We start from the raw sequence: 17,523 nt of genomic DNA, 5'->3' as shown, positions 1-17,523 counted from the left end.
AACGAGACATGGACCAGCGCGTAAAACCCGCCCCGCATGAAATCCGGCGGGCACGGACGGAAAATCCGAAAACGCGCGAGCGTGACCTGGCCGCCCAACTCGGCATTTCGGAGGCCGAGTTGGTCGCCGCGCATTGCGGCGATGGCGTCATCCGCGTCGAGCCGCGCGTCAACGACCTCTTGACCGGTCTCGAGGCCATCGGCGAGGTGATGGCGCTGACCCGTAACGAAAGTGCGGTGCACGAAAAGATCGGCGTTTACGACAAGGTCGTCACCGGCAACCACAATGCCATGGTGCTCGGCGAGAACATCGACCTGCGTATCTTCCCAAAGGTCTGGGCACATGGCTTTGCCGTGGAGAAGCGCGAGGGCGACGACATCCGCCGTAGCCTGCAATTCTTCGACACGGCGGGCGAAGCGGTGCACAAGGTGCATCTGCGGCCGGCCTCCAGCCTCTATGCCTACCAGAAGCTGGTCGCCGCGCTGGAATCGTCCAACCAGGAACCGACAGTCGCCATCTCCGGGCAAGCCTCCGACGATGAGGGCGAAGCCACGGCGACGACCGCCAACCTTGACGATCTGCGCGACCGCTGGAGCCGGCTGACCGACGTGCACCAGTTCTTCGGTATGCTGAAAACGCTGAAGCTCAGCCGCCGCCAGGCGGTGCGCATGGTCGGCACGGACTATGCCTGGCTGCTCGACAATGATGCGGTCCGCGCCATGTTCCACCATGCCGCCGAAGGCGAGATGCCGATGATGTGCTTCGTCGGAAATCGCGGCTGCATCCAGATCCATTCCGGACCGGTCAAGTCGATCAAGCCGATGGGGCCGTGGATCAATGTGCTGGACGAGACCTTCCACCTGCACCTGCGGACCGACCACATCCATGAAGTCTGGGCGGTGCGCAAGCCGACCAAGGATGGCCATGTCACATCGCTCGAGGTCTACGCCGCCGACGGCGAGATGATCATCCAGTTCTTCGGCAAGCGCCACGAAGGCGAAAGCGAGCGAGACGATTGGCGCTTCCTGGCCGAAAACCTGCCGCGCATCCCGAACCCGACGGCAGCCTGAGGAACAAAACGATGTCTTTTCTTTCGAAATCGCCGACCATGCGTGGCGCAGTGGTCGGCCTTTCCCTCGTTTTCGCCATGCTGCAGCCGGCTGCCGCCACCGAAGGCGTTTCGATTTTCACGGACACCTCGAAGATCGTCGCCATAGGCGGTTCGATCACCGAGATCGTCTATGCGCTCGGCGAGGAGAAACATCTGGTGGCGCGCGACTCCAGCAGCCGCTATCCGAAGGCGGCGTTCGATCTGCCGGATGTCGGCTATATGCGCGCGCTGTCGCCGGAAGGCGTATTGTCGGTCAATCCGACCGGCATCCTGGCGCTGCACGGCAGCGGTCCCAAGGAAGCCGTCGACGTGCTGAAGAAGAGCAGCGTTCCGTTCATCGAAGTGCCTGAACATTATAGCCACGAAGGCATCCTCGATAAGGTCCGCATCGTCGGTAAGGCGCTGGGCGTCGACGCCAAAGCCGAGGTCTTGGCCAAAGAGCTCGATGCCAAGCTGACATCAGCCGAAAGGCAGACCGCCTCGATCAAGGAGCGCAAGCGCATCCTGTTCGTGCTGTCGATACAGGGTGGCAAGATCCTGGCGGCCGGCAGCGAAACCGCGGCCGACGGCATGGTCAAGCTGGCGGGCGGGGTCAATGCCGTCGAAGGCTTTTCCGGCTACAAGCAGATGTCCGACGAGGCGATCGTCACCGCCAGGCCTGATGTCATCCTGATGATGAGCAATGCCGGACCGCCGGTGTCGGACGACGAATTGTTCGGCAACCCGTCTGTTGCCTCGACGCCGGCCGGGACCGCGCGCAAGCTGATCCGCATCGATGGCGGCTATCTGCTCGGCTTCGGGCCGCGCACGGCTGAAGCCATCCACGACCTCGCTGTCTCGCTTTATGGCGCGCAGATCACGGACTGAGCATCATGGTCGACCAATCGATCGCCGGCCCGGTGAAGGCGATGAGTGCATCTGAAGGCGACCGCTCGGGTCGCGCCCGCATCGTCATCCTGCTGCTGTGCCTCGGGCTCGCGGCTGCCGCGCTTTTGTCGCTCACGTCAGGGGCATCGGATGCTTCGGCCGTCAACGTTCTCAAGGACTGGCTGCTTGGAGCCATCCCCAGTGATGCAGCGCTGAGCGCCCGTGACAACCTGATCGTCTACGACATCCGCCTGCCGCGCATCATCCTCGGCATGCTGGTCGGCGCGGCGCTCGCGGTCTCCGGCGCGGTCATGCAGGGGCTGTTCCGCAATCCGCTGGCCGATCCCGGCCTGATCGGCGTTTCCGCCGGCTCCAGCCTCGGCGCGGTCGCCGTCATCGTGCTTGGCACCACGGTGCTGGCGCCGGTGACAGCCTTGTTCGGCACGCTCGCGCTGCCGCTGGCCGCCTTCTTCGGCGGTCTTGCCACGACACTGGTGCTCTATCAGGTCGCCACGCGACGCGGGCAAACCTCGGTCGCCACCATGCTGCTGGCCGGCATCGCGTTGGCAGCGCTTGCCATGGCCTTGACCGGCATCCTCATCTTCATGGCGGACGATCGCCAGTTGCGCGACCTGACCTTCTGGCAGCTCGGATCGCTCGGTGGCGCGACCTGGCAGAAGATCGGTTCGGTCGGGCCGATCATCATACTGGCACTGGCGGCGATGCCGTTCCTGGCGCGCGGCCTCAACGCGCTGGCGCTCGGCGAGGCGACCGCCGGCCATCTCGGCATTCCGGTGCAGCGGCTGAAATACACGGCCATCATCGGTGTCTCGGCGGCGGTCGGTGCATCCGTCGCCGTCAGTGGCGGCATCGGCTTCGTCGGCATCGTCGTGCCGCATCTGCTGCGCCTGCTGATCGGTCCGGACAACCGCTATTTGCTGCCGGCCTCGGCGCTGCTCGGTGCCTCGCTGCTGCTGTTGGCGGATGCGGTCGCCCGCACCATCGTGGCGCCAGCCGAATTGCCGATCGGCATCGTCACCGCGATGGCTGGCGCGCCGTTTTTCCTTTGGATCCTGCTGCGCAAGCGCGGTGTGATTGATCTGTGAGGCTGGGATGATTGAGGCAAAGGATGTTTCTGTTGATATCGCCGGCAAGTGCATTGTCAGCGGGGTCGATTTCGATGCGCGACCCGGCGAGATCGCGGCTATCGTCGGCCCCAACGGCTCCGGCAAGACGACCTTCCTGAAAGCGTTGTCGGGCGAACTTGCCTTTAGCGGGCGCGTCGCACTCAACGGCCGCGACCTTGCAACGATGAAGCCGGTCGAGATTGCCGTGCATCGCGCGGTGCTGCCGCAGGCGACGACGCTGTCCTTCCGTTCACGGTGCGCGAGGTGGTCAAGCTTGGCCTCGTCGGCGGACGCTCGGGTGCCTTGCCGGGCGAGGATGCGCGATTGCCGGAGTGGGCGCTGGCGCGCGTCGACCTCGACGGTTTTGCCGGGCGCTTCTACCAGGAGCTTTCGGGCGGCGAGCAGCAGCGCGTCCAGCTTGCCCGCGTGCTGTGCCAGGTCTGGGCGCCAGTGCTCGACAGCAAGCCGCGCTATCTGTTCCTCGACGAACCGGTTTCGAGCCTCGACATCAAGCACCAGCTGATCATCATGAACATCGCCCGCGATTTCGCCAGAAGGGGTGGCGGCGTGGTCGCCATCCTGCACGACCTCAATCTGACGGCCATGTATGCCGACCGCATCTTCGTCATGCATCGCGGCCGGCTCGCGGCCACCGGTTCGCCAAACGATGTGCTGAGCGATGACCTGATCGAAAAGGTGTTCGACTGCCGGCTCAGGGTCGGCGTGCTGCCGACAGGGAACGTACCCTTCGTCTTGCCGCAATCGTCGGTCGGTTGATATTCAGGTGAGGCCGGTCTGTCCAGGTCAGGCGGCGGGGGCGCGGCGCTCCAGCATGTCGATGCCGAGCAGGTTGCGCACATTCGGCCGTGCCGCCACCATGTCGGCGACCGTGTAGCGGGCAAGCACGGCGAAGAAGGCATTGAGAGCCTCGCGCAGCGCTGAATTCAGCGCGCAGCTGTCGACCAGCGGGCATTCGGCGGCATCATTCTCGAAGCATTCGGCCATTGCGAAGCTTTCCTCGGTGACGCGCACGACGTCGAACAGGCTGATCGCCTCCGCGGCACGGCCAAGCCGGACGCCGCCATTGCGGCCGCGCACAGTCGCCACCAGGCCATGCTCGACCAGTGGCTGCAGGATCTTGAACAGGAACAGTTCCGACACCGAATAGGCGGCCGCGATTTCGGGAATGCGGCTCAACCGGTCATCATTGGCGGCACAATACATCAGGATGCGCATGGCATAATTGGTCTGGCGTGTAAGCCGCATTTTCGTCCTCACTAGGCGCCGGCGCGGTGCAACCACGCCGGATTCCAGAACTTTGCTGGCGCGGCTCTCTGACCCGGAATTTCGGATTCGCCACACTGGCCTGGGGCGAATATGGCCTATACCTTGGAATAATTCCAGACTAGCAGTGCGTGATAGATGAATATTCTCGTCAACTTTATGTGCGCAACCCGGCAAAACGCGGGAAAAACCCTGTCGTCGCGGGCATTTCGGCGGTCGAGGCACTAGATAGTCCGAGATCGCCCCCTGGGTTCGACGAGGAGCAGTTCATTCATGTCACAATCGGCTCCGTCCCTGGCGCCTCTCCGTTTCGATGCCGACGGGGCCGCCAAGCTCTCCGCGCTGCGACGCACCAAATTCATCGCCACGGCTGCGCTGGCGCTTTGCGTGCTGGTGTTTGCCCTGGCCAAGTCGTTCCAAGGCACCTATCCGTGGCTGGGCTTCGTTGCGGCCTTCGCCGAGGCGGCGACCATTGGCGGCCTTGCCGACTGGTACGCGGTGGTGGCGCTGTTCAGGCGGCCGCTCGGGCTGCCGATCCCACACACCGCCATCATCCCTGAAAACCAGAACCGCATCGCCGACAATCTCGGCCGCTTCATCGAGGCCAATTTCCTGGCGCCGGAGCCGGTGCGTGAAAAACTTGCCGAGGTCGATTTTGCAGCGCTTGTCGCTGACTGGCTGACTGATGCCGAACGCGCCGCCGGCCTGTCGCGTTTCGTCGTGCGGCTGGTGCCGCAGACGCTTGCCGCGGTTGAGCAATCCGGCCTGCGCGGCTTTGTCACCAGCCGCATGCTCGAGCAGATCGAAAAGGTGCCGCTGGCGCCGCTGGCGGCGGAACTGTTGTCGGCACTTACCGACGACCGCCGCCACCAGAAACTGTTCGACGAGTTCATCAAGGTCATCGGACGGTTTCTCAACGACGAGCAGGCACTGGCGACGATGCGCGAAAAGATCCGCGAGGAGCTGCCGTCGCTGTTCAACCTGTTCAGAGCCGACGCCTATCTGCTGAAGAAGATCGTCGCCTCGGCGGGTTCCTTGCTCGACGAGGTGCGGGCCGATCCCGAGCACCCGATGCGCGCCGAGTTCGACCGTTTCGCTCAAGGCTTCATCGAAAAACTCAGGACATCGAAGCAATATGCCAAACGCGCCGAGCAGATGAAGCGGGATTTTCTGGCTCGGCCGGAGGTCAAGGGATTGGCCGGAGACATGTGGGAGAGCCTCAGCCTGTTCATCGAGCAGGACGCCAAGGCGCCGAATTCGGTGATCCGCGCCCATCTCGCCAACATGTTCGTCGAGGTCGGCCGTCATCTCGCCGGCGATGCGCAGATCCGGGCGGACATGAACCAGGGGTTTGTGGTGGCGCTGGCCTCGTTCGTCGAGAGCCAGAAGAGCGGCGTGTCGAAGTTCATCGCCGACCAGGTCAAGCGCTGGGATCTGGCGCAACTGACGCGGCTGATCGAGATGAACATCGGCAGGGACCTGCAATACATCCGTTTCAACGGCATGATCATCGGCGGGCTGGCGGGTATCGTGCTCTACGCGATCGAGCTGCTGCTCCCTGTCCATTGATGCACGCCGATTGCCAGGTTCGAAATGGACACGCGGCGCGCGAGTGATATGCTCCCCGGCGAGGGCTGCCGCATTTGCGGCAAAGGGGAGAAGACATCATGGCCAAGCAACCGGAATCCGATTCCTTCATGGACATGTTCGGCAGGTTTGGCCGCGACCTGAAGGTGCCCAATGTCGATGTCGAGGCGATCCTTGCCCATCACCGCAAGAACCTCGAAGCCTTGGAGAAATCGGCGCGAGCCGGTGCCGCCGGAGCGACCTCGCTGTTGTCAAGGCAACGCGAGCTGCTGCAGGACACGCTGCGCGAGGTTGCCGATATGGCGCAGAGCTACCGGGCGCCGGGCAATCCGCAGGAGTTGATGGCCAAACAGACGGAGTTCGCCCGCAAATCCTTCGAGGCTGCGCTGAAGAATGCGGGCGAGGTGGCCGAACTGGCCCGGAAATCCGGCACCGAATCGATCGAAATCCTGCGCGAGCGCATCAAAGCGGCGATGCAGGAAATTCGCGCCGGCTATGGGCAGAAATAGGCCTGCCGTTTCGCCTTCGCAGGGCACGCGGCCTCCTGACTTTGCAACCTTGCCCATAGTTGCATTAGCGCCACGGATAGGCTCCTGGCAGCCTTGGAACGTCCAAGAATCCGAATTTGGCCTGCCATTGCATGGTAGAGCATGGCACGATTCAGCCGGAATTCGGCGGAACGGATTCACGCAGGGCGAATTGACAGGGGCCGTCCGTTCGTGGTCCGGAGGCGCGGTAAGTTATCGGGAAAGCAGGAATGACAGAAGTACGGCCTAAAACGCCGCCGACCTACGAGCAGTTGAGGACGATGTCCGGGCAGGAGCTCGGTGTCTCGGAATGGACAACGGTCGACCAGAACCGTATCAATCAGTTCGCCGAATGCACCGGCGACCATCAATGGATCCATGTCGACCCCGAACGGGCGCGACGGCAAAGCCCGTTCCGCACGACGATCGCGCATGGCTATCTGACGCTGTCGATCATCGGCGCGCTGGCGCTCGGCATGGGCATCGTGCCGGAAAACACCCAGGCCGCCTTCAACTATGGCTTCGACAAGGTGCGTTTCCTGGCGCCGGTCAAGGTCGGCGCCCGCATCAGGCTGCGCACGGTGCTGCTTTCCATGGAGGACAGGGGCCCCGGCCAGTACCTGATGAAGGCTGCCAACACGGTCGAGATCGAAGGCGAGGAAAAGCCGGCACTGACGGCGGAAACGCTGGTCATGCTTTATGAACGCCGCAAACGGGCAGGGGCCTGAGAGCCTGTTTGGAAATTCTACTCTGGCGGCCATCTGATGGCGTTTTCTGCGCTTCCGTTGCTCACGGACCAAATGTCCGCTGCGCTACGGTTCTCGAAACCACCACCATATGACTCGCCAAAGCGAATTTCGAAACAGCCTCTGCGCGGCGTCTAATGGACATTACGCTTCCATCGCCAAGCAGGTCGTGCCTCATGAAACAGTGGGTTCCACACGACTGGCTACGCGGGCCGAGAGCAGCGCGAGGACAAGCGCGACCAGCGCCAGCGCCGTTGCTGTCTGAAAGGTGACCTGCATTCCGCGGGCCGCAGCCTCGGAACTCAGAAGCTGCTGACCGATTCCTTGCCGACCATCGACCGATGTAACCGCAAACACCGCTCCCATCAGGGATGCGCCGGTGATGAGGCCGAGATTGCGCGACAGGTTGAGCAGGCCTGATATGACGCCGCGCTCGCCGGCAGCGACACCGGTCATCACGGAAGCATTGTTGGAGGTCTGGAACAGGGCGTAGCCGAAGCAGGTGACGGTGATGGGAACGACATAGCTGGCAATGCCGAGCCTCGTCATGGCGAGCGACAGAAGAAATGTGCCGATGGCGAGACTGAACAGCCCGGCGACCATCATCCTGTGGGCGCCGAAGCGATCGGCAAGCCGCCCGGCCAGCAGCGATGACAGGGTCGACACGAGCGGTCCGGTCGAAAGCACCACACCGACCATCGCGGCATCGAGCCCGAGCCCCCGCGACAGATAGAACGGCGCGACCACCAGGGTCGCCATCATCACCGTGGCGACGATCAGGCTCATCGCCAGACTGGCGCTGAGCCGCGGATCCCGGAAACTGGCAAGCTGGATCAGGGGGTTCTTCACGCGCCTCTGCGCGATGACGAACAGACCGACGCCGGCGGCGGTCGCAGCCAGCAGGCCGATGTTGAGCAGACCGAAATTGCCCCGGCCAAGCGTCATGGCCAGTGCATAGGCGGCCAGCGTCAGCGCCAGCAGGACAGTGCCTGTCGCGTCGAATTTGCCTTGGGCGGCCTGCACGCTCTTGCCGTGGGCGGGCAAAGCGCGCCAGGCGAGGGCGAAGGTCAGGAGGCCCAGCGGTACATTGACGAGAAAGATCGCCCGCCACCCGAGGCCGGCGATCAGCAAGCCACCGAGCGAGGGGCCGAGCGTCGTGCCGATGGCCGACATGGCGCCGAGCAGACCCATGGCGCTGCCGGTCCTGTCCTTGCTCACGGTTTCGGCGACAAAGGCCAGCGTCAGCGCCATCATCAGCGCCGCGCCAAGCCCTTGCACGGCCCGTGCCGCGATCAGCAGCCACAGCGTCGGCGCCAACCCGCACAGCACCGATGCCGATGTGAACAGCGCGATGCCGCCAAGCAGCAACGGCCGGCGCCCGAACATGTCGGCCAGCCGCCCGGCGCTGACGATCAGCATGGTGATGGCAAGGAGATAGGCGAGAACCACCCATTGCACGGCCTGGAACGACGCCCCGAACGCCTGCATCAGCGAGGGCAGCCCGACGCTGGCAATGCTGGTTCCGAGCGACGACAACAATGTGGCGAGCGACAGGCTTGCCAGCGCCCAGCCAACCGATTGGCTCTGTTGCTGGGCTGATATCAGCCCATCGTGATTTTGCTCGGCGACTGCCATGGCGATCTCCTTTCCGTTCACTCCGAAAGCGGAGCCGATGGAGATTTAGTCGTGCGGCTGATATGGCGGAAGGCGCAGCATTTGCATCATATCAGTGTATGAGGCGCTATGTTATGATCCGCGGATGACATCGCCCGACCTCAATCTGCTTTTCGCCCTCGACGTTTTACTGGCCGAAGGCAGCGTGGCACGCGCGGCGCGCCGTCTGCGCCTCAGCCCCTCGGCGATGAGCCGGACGCTGGCGCGGCTGCGCGAGGTGACGGGCGATCCTTTGCTGGTTCGCGCCGGACGCGGCTTGGTGGCGACGCCGCGCGCGGAAGAATTGCGCCGGCAGGTTGGCCCTGTCGTCCAGGATGCGGAGGCGCTGCTGCGCCCTGCCGAGTTGCTTGATCCCGCAAGCCTGGACAGGGTGTTCACGCTGCGCACCAACGAAGGATTCGTCGAGGAGTTCGGGCCTCGTCTGGTCGCGCGCATCGAGGCCGACGCGCCGGGAGTGCGGCTGCGTTTCGCGCCAAAATCCGACAAGGATGTGATGTCGCTGCGCGATGCGGCGATTGACCTGGAAATCGGCGTTGCCGGCGAAACCGGGCCTGAGGTGCGCATCCAGGCCTTGTTTCGCGACCGCTTCATTGGCGCCGTTCGAGCCGGCCATCCCTTGAGCAAGGGCACGGTGACGCCAGAGCGCTATGCGGCTTGCCGGCACATCAGTGTTTCGCGGCGTGGCCGCGAGAGGGGACCGATCGACGAGGCCCTGAGCGGGCTTGGCTTGCAGCGGACGGTGGTTTGCATGGTCTCGGGTTTCTCGGCCGCGCTCGCCATGGCGCGCGCCTCGGAGCTGATCGCCAGCGTGCCGGAGCGGCATACGGCCGGCGCGCGCACCGGCATGCACAGTTTTCCGCTGCCGGTCGCCACGATGGAGGTCACCATCTCCATGCTCTGGCATCCGCGTCTCGATGCCGATCCGGCGCAACGCTGGCTGCGCGACTGCGTGCGGGAGGTTTGCGTGGGGCGCTGAGATCAGCGCGCCATCGCCGCCTCAAGCACCTTGAAGATCCGCTGGTCTTCGCATTGGGCGACGTTGAAGCGCAGGAAACGGCTGGCCGTTCCGGACAGGCTGAACGCATTGCCGGGCGCCAGCACGACATTATCGGTAAGCGCGCGGCGCGCGACTTCGGCCGCGTCAACGCCATCCGGCAGGCGGCACCACAGGAACAGGCCGGCCGGCTGGTCGATCCAAGGCGTGACGCCGATCGCCTTCAGCCGGGCACTGGTCTCGGCCATGGCGCGCGCCAGCTTGGCGCGCAGCAAATCCATATGCTTGCGGTAGCTGCCGTCCTTCAGCAGGGTCAGCACCAGTTCGGCCGCCAGCCGTCCGCCGCCGAAAGTGGTGGCGATCTTGAGGTCGGTCAGGCCCTCGATCCAGTCGCGCGGCGCGGCGATGAAACCGCAGCGGATCGACGCCGACAGCGTCTTGGAGAAACTGCCGATCTGGACAACACGGCTGAGGCCATCGAAGGCCGCGAGCCTTGGCGCGGGGGCATGTTCGAAATCGGCGAAGATGTCGTCCTCGACGATGGTCAGGTCCGACTGGTCGGCGAGCTTGAGCAAACGATGCGCGGTGACCGGCGACAGGATCGCGCCGGTCGGATTGTGGATGGCGGAGTTGGTGATGTAGAGGCGCGGCCGGTGCTCGGCGAGCGCTTGCGCGAACAGCTCGATATCAGGCCCCGACGGCGTGTAGGGAACGCTGACGACCTTGGCGCGGTGGGCGCGCAGCAAAGCGTGGAAATTGAAATAGCAGGGATCGTCGACCAGCACCGTGTCGCCGGGTTCGATCAAAAACCGGCACAACAGGTCGATGGCCTGCGTGCCCGATTCCGTCAGCATGATCTGCTCGGGCGAGACTTCGATGCCTTGCCCGGCCATGCGCCGCGCCAGCAACTGCCGCAGCGGCGGCAGGCCAAGCGGCGTGCCGTAGTCGGCCAGCGCGACATCGTCGGCACGCGCCACCGTGCGCAGCGCGCGGCGTAAGCCCGCCTGCGGCATCCAGGAGGCAGGCAGCCAGCCACAGCCGGGTTTCAGGGTCTCGTCGCCGGCATCCAGCGACTGGCGCGAGACCCAGAGCGGGTCGACGGCACGGTCGAGCCGGGGACCGATCTCGGCCAGCGACAGCGGCGCCAGCGAGCCGGCGGCATAGAAGCCTGAACCCGGCCGGGAGCGGATCGTGCCTTCGGCGGCGAGCCGCTCATAGGCTTCGACCACGGTGGATTTCGACACTTGCATGGATTGGGCGAGGGCACGGATGGAGGGCAGTCGTGCACCCGGTGTCAGGCTGCGCGCGGCGATCCGCTGGCGGATGGTCGCCATGACAGTCTCGACCAAAGTGGGGGCGCCCAGGGTTCGCACGCCGTTGGTTTCCAAGGCCAAGCCCGTCATCCGTACTGCTCAATCATCCATTACAGTTTCGCTGAATTGTACCCCATTGTCTCTGGCTGCGCCATGGCATCTGCCCGATAGAGGGCGAAAGACATGGAGCCTGGAATGGACAAGACCGCGAGCGGCTGGCTGAACGGATTTATCGGCGTGTTGATCTTCTCAGGCTCACTGCCGGCGACGCGCGTGGCCGTGATGGACTTCGATCCGACATTCGTGACATCGGCCCGCGCCGCGATTGCAGGATTGCTTGGCCTGGCGATGCTGCTCTTGTTCCGGCAGAAACGCCCGGAGCGGGGCGATCTGCTGTCGCTGGTGATCGTCGCGCTGGGCGTGGTGGTCGGTTTTCCCTTGCTGACCGCGCTGGCGCTGAAGCACGTCACCTCCGCCCACTCGATCATCTTCGTCGGCCTGCTGCCGCTGGCAACCGCGATCTTCGGCGTGCTGCGCGGCGGTGAGCGTCCACGACCGGCGTTCTGGCTGTTTTCCTGCATAGGCAGCGCGCTGGTCGCGGGCTTCGCGCTGATGCAAGGGGTGACGGCTTCGCCGGTCGGCGATGGTCTGATGCTCGCCGCCATCGTCGTCTGCGGCCTGGGCTACGCCGAGGGCGCCGCGCTGTCGCGCAAGCTCGGCGGCTGGCAAGTGATCTGCTGGGCGCTGACGCTGTCGCTACCGATCATGCTGGTATTGACTGTTGCGACGCTGCCACCGTCCTTTGCCGCCGTCGGCTCCCACGCCTGGATCGGTCTGGCCTACGTCTCGCTGTTCAGCATGCTGATCGGCTTCGTCTTCTGGTATCGCGGCCTGGCGCAAGGCGGCATTGCGGCCGTCGGGCAGTTGCAGCTGCTGCAGCCCCTCTTCGGCCTGGCGCTCGCGGCGACGCTGCTGCACGAGCAGGTCAGCCCGCTGATGGTGGTGGTTACGCTCGGTGTAGTGGCCTGCGTGTTCGGCGCGAAGAAATTTGCGCGATAGGCCGGGAAGCGAGGCCGCCAGCTTAAAACTTCGTCACCACGCCAATGCCGATGCCTTCGAAACCGCCCATCGCCATCAGCGCCGCGGGTGCTTCGTCGAGGCTGATCTTCTTGCCGACCAGAAGCTCGGGCTTGAGCTTGCCATTGCGGATCATGTCCATCATCGCCTGGTAGCGATAGGCCTGCATGCCGTGGCTGCCGAGGATTTCGAGCTCGAAGGCGATGACCTTGTCCATCGGCACCTGCGGGCGAGCGTGTTCGCCCAGCATCAGGCCGACCTGCACATGGCGGCCGCGCCGGCGCAGATTGGCGATCGAGTTGAACGAGGTGGTGGGGTGGCCGAGCGCGTCCATCGACATATGCGCGCCGCCATTGGTGATCTGCTTGACGGCCTTGACCACATTCGGCGTCGTTGACGCGTTGATGGTCGCGACGGCACCGATCTTTTTGGCGAAGTCCAGTTTCTCGTCGGTGAGGTCGATGGCAATGACATTGGCGCCCATGGAACTGGCGATCATGATCGCCGACAGGCCGACGCCGCCGCAGCCATGCACCGCCACCCATTCGCCGGGCTTGACCCGGCCCTGGTCGACGATGGCGCGAAACGAGGTGACGAAGCGGCAGCCGAGGCTGGCGGCTGTGGCGTATTCCATCTCGTCAGGCAGACGCACCAGATTGGTGTCGGCATGCTCGATACCGACATATTCGGCGAACGAGCCCCAGCCGGTGAAGCCGGGCTGCGTCTGGTGTTCGCAGACCTGGTGGTTGCCCGAGTTGCATTCGAAGCAGCGGCCGCAGCCGACGGCAAACGGCACGGTGACCCGGTCGCCGGCCTTCCAGCGGCTGACCTGCTTGCCGGCCGCGACGACGACGCCGGCCAGTTCATGTCCCGGGACGTGCGGCAAGGTGATGCCGTCATCATGGCCCATCCAGCCATGCCAGTCGCTGCGGCAGAGCCCGGTCGCCTCGACCTTGATGACGACGCCATCGGCAGCCGGCTTCGGATCGGGAACGGTCTGGATCGTCGGCGCTTCGCCGAATTTCTCGAAGACGACGGCTTTCATCGATAACTCCACGCTTCCTACATTGCCAGAAACGATAGCCGATTCCCTGTCCGGTCAAGCGGAAATCGATTCCGCCAGGCCGAACCAGCCCAGGGCGGTCAGCTGTTTTCCCGGTTGCGGAAATCGGCGAGCCTTGTGTCGCCAGGGACAAGCCGCCGCCCGTCCTCGGCATGCACCTCCAGGCGCCTGATCGGCCGGCCGCTCTGCGTGTCGACCATGAAAGTGTAGGGCTCGCCCGGTCCGGAGAAATAGGTCTCGCCCCACTGCCGCAAGGCAACCAGCACATAGAACAGGCCACGTCCCTTTTGCGTCAGCACATATTCATGATGCGCGCTGCCGTCGGGTGCGGGAACCGTTTCCAATATGCCATGCGCGACCAGATTGCGCAGCCGCGCCGACAGGATGTTCTTGGCAACGCCGAGGCTCTTCTGAAACTCGCCGAAGCGGCGCAGCCCGTCGAAGGCGTCGCGCACTATGAGCAGCGACCACCAGTCGCCGATCGCGTCCAGCGGTCGCGCGATCAGGCAATCGGCTTCGTGGTGGCTCGTTCGTTTCACCATGGCAATCGTTGGTCCAGATCCGTCATTTCGGTTGCAACATAAAACTGTTCTCTCTATCCAGCAAGTGGTTTCAAGTTGAAACCTTTTGCGGAGAGCGACATGAATATGCAGGTGGTCAACAGCGAGGCAACAGGCCTGGAGCGGTCAGACGGGCCACCGCGGACCACACCAGAGTCACCACCGAGACTGTCAGGAATGACCGCGCTGGTCTTCGCCATCGCCTGTGGCCTGAGCGTTGCCAATGTCTATTTCGCCCATCCGCTGCTCGACGCCATGGCGCAAGATTTTGCCATTGCGCCGGCCTCGGTCGGCATCGTGGTCACGGTCACGCAGATCGGCTATGCGCTCGGCCTGTTCTTCATCGTGCCGCTCGGCGACCTGTTCGATCGCCGGAAGCTGATCGCCGGGCAGGCGGTGCTTTCCGCCGTGGCGCTAATCGCGGTCGGGGTCGCGCCGAACGCCGCGATGCTGCTGGCCAGCCTCGCAATTGTCGGGCTGCTTGCCGTGGTGGTGCAGGTGCTGGTGGCTTACGCCGCCGATCTCGCGGTGCCGTCCGAGCGCGGGCGGGCGGTCGGCACCGTCACCAGCGGCGTCATCCTTGGCATCCTGCTTGCCCGCTTCGTCGCCGGTGTCGTCGCCGACCTCGCCGGCTGGCGCTGGGTCTATCTGATCTCGGCTGTGCTGACGCTCATCATGGCGGTGGTTCTCTTCCTCATCCTGCCGCGCCACGAGGCAAAGCGGCCACGCACATCCTATCCGCGCCTGTTGGGCTCGGTGGTGCTGCTGTTCGTGCAGGAGCCGCTGCTGCGCGTACGCGCGGTGCTCGCCATGCTGATCTTCGCCACCTTCAACGTGCTGTGGGCGCCGCTGGTGCTGCCGCTCAGCGCTGCGCCATTTTTTCTCTCGCACACCGAGATCGGGCTGTTCGGCCTGGCCGGCGTCGCCGGAGCGCTTGGTGCCCGCTGGACGGGCGGCCTTGTCGATCGCGGGCGCGGGCAACTGGTCACCGGCCTCAGCCTGCTGCTGATGACGGCAGCCTGGCTGCCGATCGCGTTCATGGGGCAATCACTGTGGCTGCTCGTCGCCGGCATCGTCATGCTGGATCTGGCGATCCAGGCCGTCCATGTCACCAACCAGAGCCTGATCTTCGCGCGCCGGCCGGATGCGCGCAGCCGCCTGGTCGGCGGCTACATGATCTTCTATTCGCTTGGCAGCGCGCTCGGCTCGATCGCTTCGACCATGGTCTATGGCGCCATGGGCTGGAGCGGCGTCTGTATGCTGGGCGCCGGCATCGGCCTGTTGGCGCTGGCGTTCTGGGCCCTCACACTGCGCGTGGGCAGATGAAGACCTACTCCGCGTCGATCTGGTTCTGCGGTGCTGCTTTCTGAAAAGCCGGCAGCGCCATGCAGGCGGCGTTGATGCGGGTGATGGTCGGGTAGGGCGCCAGGTCGACGCCGAAGCGAGCGTTGCTGGCGATCTGCGCCGCCAGGCAGATGTCGGCGAGCCCCGGCGCATCGCCATGGCAGAATGTTCCGGTCTGCGGCGAGGACGCCAGAATCTTTTCAAGCGGCTGAAAGCCCTCGTTGACCCAGTGGCGGAACCAGTTGGTGATGTCCTGGTCGCCGGCGCCGAACAAAGTGCGCAGCGAGGTCAGCACGCGCAGATTGTTCACCGGGTGGATGTCGCAGGCGATCATCTGCGCCAGCATTCTCACGCGCGCCCGGCCAAGTGCGTCCTTCGGCAGCAGGGGCGGCGCGGGCTGGATCTCGTCGAGATATTCGATGATCGCCAGCGACTGCGTCAAAAGCGTGCCGTCGTTAAGCACCAATGCCGGCACCAGCCCCTGCGGATTGACCGCGAGATAGGATGGTTCCAGATGGTCGCCGTGGCGCAAATGATGCGGGACGTAGTCATAGCTCAGCCCCTTCATCTCCAGCGCGATCCGCACCCGGTAGGAGGTGGAGGAACGATAGTAATTGTGCAGGATGAGTTCGCTCATGCGCTCACTTCGGTTGGCCAATGGTTACCTCGATCGTGCCGATGCCGTCGACGCCGCCGGTCATCGTCTCGCCCGGCTTGACCGCGCCGACGCCGGCCGGCGTGCCGGTGAAGATCAGGTCGCCGGCCTGCAACTCGACGCCCTCGCTGCAGATCGAGACGATGTCGGCGATCGGCCAGATCAGCTCGGTGAGGTCGGCATCCTGCCTGACCTTGCCGTCGACGGCGAGCCGGATGCGGCCTTTCGTCGGATGGCCGGTCTTTTGTGCAGGAACCAGCGGGCCGCATGGGGCGGACTGGTCGAAGGCCTTCGACCAGTCCCAGGGCCGCGCCGCCTTCTTGGCCTCATCCTGGAGGTCGCGGCGGGTAAGGTCGATGCCCACGGCATAACCCCAGACATGATCGAGCGCCCGGTCACGCGCAATGCGGAAGCCGGGCTTTCCGATCGCGGCCACCAGCTCGATTTCGTGGTGCAGATTGGCCGTCAGCGGCGGGTAGGGGATCACTGTGCCGGAATCGACCACCGCATCGGCTGGTTTGGTGAAGAAGAAGGGCGGATCGCGCTCGTCATTGCCGAATTCGCGCGCGTGCGCCGCATAGTTGCGGCCGACGCAGAAAATGCGCCGCACGGCAAAACGCTCTGGCGAGCCGCTGATGGCGACGGAAGGCGTTGGCGGCACGGGAAGGATGAAGGCGGTCATGCTGGTCTCTGCGTTCGGGGTGATGGCGGCACCTTCGACCGATTTCGGAGACCGGGCAAGGCGTCGCTTTTCATAAAGCAAAGGCTTTGCCGGGCCTGTATAAGGGAATTCAGGGTTCCCAGCACTTTTGCAGCAGTGCGTCCTATCAATTGGCGATAGACTATTTGCCAATAATCCGGCCATGGTCACAGGACTATGGTGTGGCGGGTAAACCGGAACGAGCCACATGACAGTATCCAATGATCGCGCCCGGTTCCTGATCATCGACGATCACCCGCTGTTTCGCGAGGCGCTGCACAGCGCCGTGCAGATGGCCTATCCGGAGGTCGACACGGTCGAGGCGCGCTCGATTGCCGAGGCGCTCGATCTCCTGGCAGGGATAAAGCCGTTCGATCTGGCGCTGCTCGACCTCAACATGCCCGACGTGCATGGCTTTGACGGGCTGCTGCAGCTCAGGACCCGCTATCCACGGCTGCCGGTCGTTATCGTCTCGGGCTACGAGGAACCGCGGATCATTTCCGAGGCCTTGTCCTATGGCGCTGCCGGCTTCATCCCGAAATCGGCGCGCAAGAGCGATCTGGCCGCCGCCATCCGCTCGGTGATGGACGGCGCGATCTACGTGCCGGAGACCTATGAAGGCCAGCCGGCGGACGCCGACAGCATCGACCGCGCCGACATGGTCCAGCGCCTGTCCAAGCTGACGCCGCAGCAGCTGCGTGTGCTGCAGATGCTGCGCCAGGGCCTGCTCAACAAGCAGATCGCCTATGAGCTGCAGGTCGGCGAGACCACGGTGAAGGCGCATGTCTCCGAGATATTGCGCAAGCTCAACGTCTACAGCCGCACGCAGGCCGTGATCGAGGTTTCGAAGCTGGACAATGCCGAGCTGTTTCGGGATCAGGCGGGGTTTTGAGC

General features: G+C 64.3%; 17 protein-coding genes and 1 pseudogene. 11 read left to right on the top strand and 7 right to left on the bottom strand.

Features of this window, described 5'->3' with window-relative positions; translation table 11 throughout:
* Positions 1-8: 8 nt before the first annotated feature.
* The 4 genes and pseudogenes from AC1D05_RS06210 (at position 9) to AC1D05_RS06195 (ending at position 3,882) form a co-directional block, all read left to right on the top strand.
* Positions 9-1,070, top strand: a complete 1,062-nt coding sequence (locus AC1D05_RS06210) for a hemin-degrading factor (protein ID WP_477439214.1) — start codon at positions 9-11, stop codon at positions 1,068-1,070.
* 11 nt (positions 1,071-1,081) lie between these two features.
* On the top strand, positions 1,082-1,978 hold the full coding sequence (locus tag AC1D05_RS06205) for a heme/hemin ABC transporter substrate-binding protein (RefSeq protein WP_477439212.1): 897 nt from the start codon (positions 1,082-1,084) through the stop codon (positions 1,976-1,978).
* Between the two features lie 5 nt (positions 1,979-1,983).
* Positions 1,984-3,084: a FecCD family ABC transporter permease gene (locus AC1D05_RS06200; protein ID WP_477439210.1), complete on the top strand. Its 1,101-nt coding sequence runs from the start codon at positions 1,984-1,986 to the stop codon at positions 3,082-3,084.
* A gap of 7 nt (positions 3,085-3,091) precedes the next feature.
* Positions 3,092-3,882, top strand: a pseudogene (locus tag AC1D05_RS06195) (heme ABC transporter ATP-binding protein).
* A 27-nt stretch (positions 3,883-3,909) separates the two neighbouring features.
* Here AC1D05_RS06195 and rirA read toward each other — a convergent pair.
* On the bottom strand, positions 3,910-4,371 hold the full coding sequence (gene rirA, locus AC1D05_RS06190; protein ID WP_477439209.1) for an iron-responsive transcriptional regulator RirA: 462 nt from the start codon (positions 4,369-4,371) through the stop codon (positions 3,910-3,912).
* A gap of 291 nt (positions 4,372-4,662) precedes the next feature.
* Between rirA and AC1D05_RS06185 the strand changes: the two genes are divergently transcribed.
* The 3 genes from AC1D05_RS06185 to AC1D05_RS06175 all read left to right on the top strand — a co-directional run bounded on the left by AC1D05_RS06185 (position 4,663) and on the right by AC1D05_RS06175 (position 7,231).
* Complete coding sequence (locus AC1D05_RS06185) at positions 4,663-5,958, top strand: DUF445 domain-containing protein (RefSeq protein WP_477439207.1); 1,296 nt, start codon at positions 4,663-4,665, stop codon at positions 5,956-5,958.
* Between the two features lie 98 nt (positions 5,959-6,056).
* Positions 6,057-6,485 carry a phasin family protein gene (locus AC1D05_RS06180; protein ID WP_477439205.1) on the top strand — a complete coding sequence of 143 codons (429 nt, stop codon included), beginning with the start codon at positions 6,057-6,059 and terminating at the stop codon, positions 6,483-6,485.
* 248 nt (positions 6,486-6,733) lie between these two features.
* Positions 6,734-7,231: a MaoC family dehydratase gene (locus AC1D05_RS06175; protein WP_027043813.1), complete on the top strand. Its 498-nt coding sequence runs from the start codon at positions 6,734-6,736 to the stop codon at positions 7,229-7,231.
* Between the two features lie 192 nt (positions 7,232-7,423).
* On the opposite strand, the gene AC1D05_RS06170 is transcribed toward AC1D05_RS06175, so the two are convergent.
* Positions 7,424-8,884 (bottom strand): MFS transporter, encoded by a 1,461-nt coding sequence (locus AC1D05_RS06170; protein WP_477439203.1) that lies wholly within the window; start codon positions 8,882-8,884, stop codon positions 7,424-7,426.
* Between the two features lie 124 nt (positions 8,885-9,008).
* On the opposite strand from AC1D05_RS06170, the gene AC1D05_RS06165 reads away from it, so the two are divergent.
* On the top strand, positions 9,009-9,899 hold the full coding sequence (locus tag AC1D05_RS06165) for a LysR family transcriptional regulator (RefSeq protein ID WP_477439201.1): 891 nt from the start codon (positions 9,009-9,011) through the stop codon (positions 9,897-9,899).
* 2 nt (positions 9,900-9,901) lie between these two features.
* Here AC1D05_RS06165 and AC1D05_RS06160 read toward each other — a convergent pair whose 3' ends face one another.
* Positions 9,902-11,320: an aminotransferase-like domain-containing protein gene (locus AC1D05_RS06160; protein ID WP_477439199.1), complete on the bottom strand. Its 1,419-nt coding sequence runs from the start codon at positions 11,318-11,320 to the stop codon at positions 9,902-9,904.
* A 105-nt stretch (positions 11,321-11,425) separates the two neighbouring features.
* On the opposite strand from AC1D05_RS06160, the gene AC1D05_RS06155 reads away from it, so the two are divergent.
* Positions 11,426-12,289 carry a DMT family transporter gene (locus AC1D05_RS06155; protein WP_477439197.1) on the top strand — a complete coding sequence of 288 codons (864 nt, stop codon included), beginning with the start codon at positions 11,426-11,428 and terminating at the stop codon, positions 12,287-12,289.
* A gap of 22 nt (positions 12,290-12,311) precedes the next feature.
* On the opposite strand, the gene AC1D05_RS06150 is transcribed toward AC1D05_RS06155, so the two are convergent.
* Positions 12,312-13,352, bottom strand: a complete 1,041-nt coding sequence (locus AC1D05_RS06150) for a zinc-dependent alcohol dehydrogenase family protein (RefSeq protein WP_477439195.1) — start codon at positions 13,350-13,352, stop codon at positions 12,312-12,314.
* A 98-nt stretch (positions 13,353-13,450) separates the two neighbouring features.
* Positions 13,451-13,912 carry a winged helix-turn-helix transcriptional regulator gene (locus AC1D05_RS06145; protein ID WP_477439194.1) on the bottom strand — a complete coding sequence of 154 codons (462 nt, stop codon included), beginning with the start codon at positions 13,910-13,912 and terminating at the stop codon, positions 13,451-13,453.
* 99 nt (positions 13,913-14,011) lie between these two features.
* Between AC1D05_RS06145 and AC1D05_RS06140 the strand changes: the two genes are divergently transcribed.
* Positions 14,012-15,256: an MFS transporter gene (locus tag AC1D05_RS06140; RefSeq protein ID WP_477439192.1), complete on the top strand. Its 1,245-nt coding sequence runs from the start codon at positions 14,012-14,014 to the stop codon at positions 15,254-15,256.
* Positions 15,257-15,260: 4 nt separating this feature from the next.
* Here the strand turns inward: AC1D05_RS06140 and maiA are convergent, their stop codons facing one another.
* Positions 15,261-15,911 (bottom strand): maleylacetoacetate isomerase, encoded by a 651-nt coding sequence (gene maiA / locus AC1D05_RS06135; protein ID WP_477439190.1) that lies wholly within the window; start codon positions 15,909-15,911, stop codon positions 15,261-15,263.
* Positions 15,912-15,915: 4 nt separating this feature from the next.
* Positions 15,916-16,611 (bottom strand): fumarylacetoacetate hydrolase family protein, encoded by a 696-nt coding sequence (locus AC1D05_RS06130; RefSeq protein ID WP_477439188.1) that lies wholly within the window; start codon positions 16,609-16,611, stop codon positions 15,916-15,918.
* A gap of 226 nt (positions 16,612-16,837) precedes the next feature.
* On the opposite strand from AC1D05_RS06130, the gene AC1D05_RS06125 reads away from it, so the two are divergent.
* Positions 16,838-17,521: a response regulator gene (locus tag AC1D05_RS06125; RefSeq protein ID WP_027043803.1), complete on the top strand. Its 684-nt coding sequence runs from the start codon at positions 16,838-16,840 to the stop codon at positions 17,519-17,521.
* Positions 17,522-17,523: the final 2 nt, after the last annotated feature.

The sequence above is a fragment of the Mesorhizobium sp. P2_E9 genome, assembly GCF_056403815.1.
Note: the sequence above shows the minus strand (reverse complement) of the source record. Positions and strands in the feature narration are given on the sequence as shown.